This is a genomic window from Shewanella sp. SP2S2-6 (assembly GCF_031931965.1).
GTDB lineage: Bacteria > Pseudomonadota > Gammaproteobacteria > Enterobacterales > Shewanellaceae > Shewanella > Shewanella baltica.
Genome location: NZ_JAUOEQ010000065.1, coordinates 1 through 3,903, shown reverse-complemented (window position 1 = coordinate 3,903; position 3,903 = coordinate 1). Strand labels below are relative to the sequence as shown.

The window sequence follows — 3,903 nt, the reverse complement described above, 5'->3', positions numbered from 1 at the left end:
CTTTAATTTTACTACCATTTTACGATGCCACGGGTAACTTTTATACCGCCGATCAATGTGGAACCACCATAATCTTTTGCAAGACGTAGCAATGTGTCATGAAAACCTAAATTTGGAAATGCTAATTCGACTTCTTTTATAGCCGATTTATTAAGGCCTTTGCGAATAAGTCCCTTCGATGCATCAATCCAGTCAGCCTTACGGCAGGCTTCGATAATATTTTGATGTTGCCCTTTATAAGAAAAAATTTTATGGTGCCAATGAATACCACCTCGAAGAACCTCAGGGTCTAACCCCCACTCATACTTTTGATTATCTTCTAACGCAACGGTTTCCGATGGCTCTAAATATGCCAATTCATGATCTGTCCATAGTCCTATATCATGATAAACAAAAATGGTTTCCACTAAACGTTCCAATTTGGGGTCATTACCTAGAAAATGCATAGCGTAAGTTATAGTGCGATATACATGGTTTCGATAACCAGGAAAATCTTTACCGATTATGTCTTTATAACGTGAAAAGAGCTCTTCAACATTAGCTCGCTCTAATTTAATTTCAATCTCTGCCATTATTGACACTCCTTAACAATATTTTAAAGGCTAACGCTCGCAGCACAGGCCGAAACCCGCGCAGCGGTTGAGGTCCAGGCCACGCAGTGGCCGATTGTGACTGCGCTTGTTAAATGCCATTACTCCCATCCCATTTCTTTGTATGTTTTCTTGTCTTGCTCTGGATAGTCAGTGGTATAAATACCCCAGTCCATATACTGATAATACTTTGTCATTGCGTCGAAATGAGAATGAGCTTCACAGCTCCAAACAAGTTTTGAGCCGGGTTCGAGTAGTGCTCTAGCATCATTACCTCGCTCTCCTGTAAGGCAAAAGGTTCCTAAACCTTCTTCATCCATCCATAGTTCGTGCTTCATACTTCCCCGAGGCATTTAACGTCTTAGTATTTATGCGCTGCGCTGTTTGCAGGGCATAAATCGCTTGTTGGACTTGGCCGCTGCCACATCCGTGTAAATGGGTATGAATGATGCTATAGGAATTTGCTTTTTTGCGGTAGCGGTTTTTTATACAGTTTGATGGGTAATCACTTGATATCGTTTTAGCTTTCTCATTCTTTCAAGCTCACTTTTGACTGACTAAGGCGCGTGGTCCACTGCATTCCAGCCCAGACTCAGGCTCACTCTCACACCACATCCCCTCATCGGCTTAATCCCATAAGGCAGGCTGCTTTCGCTGTCGGTTACGCTACGTCTTGAGGGAGTGGTTATCCTGACAGACGTACTGGCTGACTTTGGTTGTTAATCATCACTAATTTCTGCAGTCTTATCAGCCCAATAAACTGCAAATGACCTAACTGGCATTGCGGACATGACCACAAACAGTCCTTCTTAACCAAAGGACTCGCCAATACCACCTGCGGCTTACGTAATTGCCGCTGGATGAGCGCGAGCTTTTTGCGGCGGCAAGCATTGGCGAGAAAACCAAAATGTCTCACTCGCATCAGCCCTTTGGGCAACACATGCAATAAGTAACGGCGGATAAACTCATCACAACTTAGCCGCATTTGCTTATGCTGCTGACCATCACGATAATCCTTGTAGTGAAAACTGACATGCTCTGCGGTCACGTCGGCAATTCTTGATTCATGCAGCATGCCTTTACGGGTATAACGCCCGAGATATTCCACCACGGTTTCGGCGCGGCTCAGACACGCTTTGCTGTAAACACACCACGGCTTTGCCATTAAGGTTTCAGCCGCAGGGATAGCCAGCTCATGTTGTCGCAGCGCCCGTAATAACTTGGCCCGATATACGGTGGACAAGGCTCTAACCGGAAACAGATAATCCGTTTTCACGCTATGCCAATCTCCCGCTGACGTCAGCACCCCACCCGGGATTAAGCAATGCAAGTGAATATGCTGACTCAAGGTTTGCCCCCACGTATGCAATACCATAGTGCAACCCAATTGACCCTGAAGGTGTTTCCGTTTCATGCCAAACTGCGCAAGCGTCTGCCACACAGACTCAAACAGGGCGCTGTATAACGACTTGGCAGCGTAGTGCGCCAAGATGTTCAACTCGTGGGGTAAGGTAAAGACCAAGTGGAAATAGCGGCAAGGCAAGACTTGCGCCTGCTGCGTAGCAATCCACGCTTGCGTCTGCCTTCCCTGACAGCGAGGGCAATGCCGGTCACCACAGGAGCAAAACAGCTGCTGCTCATAGTGACAAGTATCACAACGCCATTGCTGTATGCCCAAGGCTTGCGTGCGACACTGTTGAATATGCTGGCAGACTAAGGCTTGTTGTTCGGTCAGTTTATGCTGCTGTTGATAGTGGGCTAAGTGCTGATGAAGGATATCGCTTACATGGTAGGAGGTTGCCATGGCATCCCCCCAAGACTTGCTAGCAAGTCACAGCCTTGATGACCCAATTCCGGCGACCAATGCAAGTAGCGCTCGGTGGATTTAATACTGTGATGACCAAGTTGAGCCTGTAATTGATGAAGTGGCATACCCGCTTGTAATTGATGGGTCGCATAAGCATGCCTTAGGCTGTGTGGACTGCATGGCTTAGTGATACCCGCTAAGCGGGCCGCCTTCGCTAACGCTTTACGAAAGGTCGACTCATGCAGCGGATAAACCACATCATGATAGGTCGAGGCAAACAACCATTCGACGGGATGATACGCTCGCCAATACTGACGCAACAGGGTGAGCAAGGTCGGTGAAATAATCACCAATCGGTCGTAGGCCCCTTTCCCTTGACACACTTTGAGCAACTGCCGCTGCCCATCGATATCAGCAACCTTAATATGGGTTAACTCACTGACACGCAAACCACAACCATAACACAGCGCCAACATAGCGCGTTGTTTCAGGTTTTGACAGTGATACAGCAGTGCCGAGATATCTTGGCAACTCAGCAATTGCGGCAGCTTGTGTGGACGTTTAGGTAAACTCAACTGAACCGTAAAGTCACGTTTTAGGACATGTTCATAGAGAAAATGAATGCCATTAAGCTGTAGCTTTAAGGTGGCTCTGGAATGATGTCGCTCAAGATTTAAGTAACGGAAATAAGCCGTAAGCTGCTCATCCGTAATGCTATCGAGCGGTTGGTTTGCATAGTGCTGCAGTTGGGTGATGGCACGCAGATAAGTACTGCGTGTACGGGCCGAGTAACCACGTAAACTGATCTCATCATGGAATTGTTGCAGAAGTGATGACATGGTAGACCTCCTAGGTGAGGGATTATCCCTAGGAGTAAGTGTGGAACAGTGGTTCGCTTTGGGCTCCGCGCAGCGGCTTAGTTCAACGCCCGCAGAAAGCGCCGCGTCTTGTGCGGTCGCCTTTACTGCGCTTGTTAGTTTTAGTTTGCAATGCTACGAAGCAGCTGAATACGTTGCTTCAAAACTTTTGCTTCGCACTCTAAAGAGGCTGAATAACTTCCAGTTCCCATACTTGCGCCAGTTGCTCCTAAGTATAAATTACAAAAAGAATTTTTATAATTTTCAAAATCTTGTAAGTTTTTCTGAAGGTCTTTCGTTAAGTCAGGAGCAATCTTATATTCTTCCTGTCCCACAACAACCGCATTAACTTGTGCCAATACCACTTTTAATTCACTTTTTCGTTCTTCAACCAAGTTAACTAAACAGCTTTCTACCTCATATTTACTCTTGTTTTTCGAGCTACAATCTTCAACATCTGCGTATGAATTAAACGCCAGTGCAACAAGAGAAAAACAGATAATTTTTTTCATATATAACATCCTTATTGTGATTCTAAAACTAACGTCTTAGTATTTATGCGCTGCGCTGTTTGCAGGGCATAAATCGCTTGAACGCCGCGCTCTGCGGCAAATTTGGAGCGCAGCGGAAAATTTGTCCGACAGCAGCG

At 46.1% G+C, this 3,903-nt stretch carries 5 protein-coding genes; all 5 read right to left on the bottom strand.

Going from position 1 to position 3,903, the window contains the following annotated elements:
* Positions 1 to 11: 11 nt before the first annotated feature.
* Positions 12 to 572 carry a hypothetical protein gene (locus tag Q4Q57_RS21905; RefSeq protein WP_305398607.1) on the bottom strand — a complete coding sequence of 187 codons (561 nt, stop codon included), beginning with the start codon at positions 570 to 572 and terminating at the stop codon, positions 12 to 14.
* Between the two features lie 119 nt (positions 573 to 691).
* Positions 692 to 910 carry a hypothetical protein gene (locus Q4Q57_RS21900; protein WP_311892023.1) on the bottom strand — a complete coding sequence of 73 codons (219 nt, stop codon included), beginning with the start codon at positions 908 to 910 and terminating at the stop codon, positions 692 to 694.
* 365 nt (positions 911 to 1,275) lie between these two features.
* Entirely contained in the window at positions 1,276 to 2,394 is a 1,119-nt protein-coding gene (locus tag Q4Q57_RS21895; protein WP_311892022.1) for an IS91 family transposase, read from the bottom strand.
* A complete protein-coding gene (locus tag Q4Q57_RS21890; RefSeq protein WP_311892021.1) occupies positions 2,373 to 3,236 on the bottom strand; it encodes a site-specific integrase in 864 nt (287 codons plus the stop codon). The genes Q4Q57_RS21895 and Q4Q57_RS21890 overlap by 22 nt, the downstream gene beginning before the upstream one ends.
* 140 nt (positions 3,237 to 3,376) lie before the next feature.
* Positions 3,377 to 3,766: a lysozyme inhibitor LprI family protein gene (locus Q4Q57_RS21885; protein ID WP_311892020.1), complete on the bottom strand. Its 390-nt coding sequence runs from the start codon at positions 3,764 to 3,766 to the stop codon at positions 3,377 to 3,379.
* Positions 3,767 to 3,903: the final 137 nt, after the last annotated feature.

What these genes read in the sequence shown, in the direction of transcription:
- Q4Q57_RS21905 (WP_305398607.1), bottom strand. Translation starts at nt 572, where the DNA reads ATGGCAGAGATTGAAATTAAATTAGAGCGAGCTAATGTTGAAGAGCTC.
- Q4Q57_RS21900 (WP_311892023.1), bottom strand. Translation starts at nt 910, where the DNA reads ATGGATGAAGAAGGTTTAGGAACCTTTTGCCTTACAGGAGAGCGAGGT.
- Q4Q57_RS21895 (WP_311892022.1), bottom strand. Translation starts at nt 2,394, where the DNA reads ATGGCAACCTCCTACCATGTAAGCGATATCCTTCATCAGCACTTAGCC.
- Q4Q57_RS21890 (WP_311892021.1), bottom strand. Translation starts at nt 3,236, where the DNA reads ATGTCATCACTTCTGCAACAATTCCATGATGAGATCAGTTTACGTGGT.
- Q4Q57_RS21885 (WP_311892020.1), bottom strand. Translation starts at nt 3,766, where the DNA reads ATGAAAAAAATTATCTGTTTTTCTCTTGTTGCACTGGCGTTTAATTCA.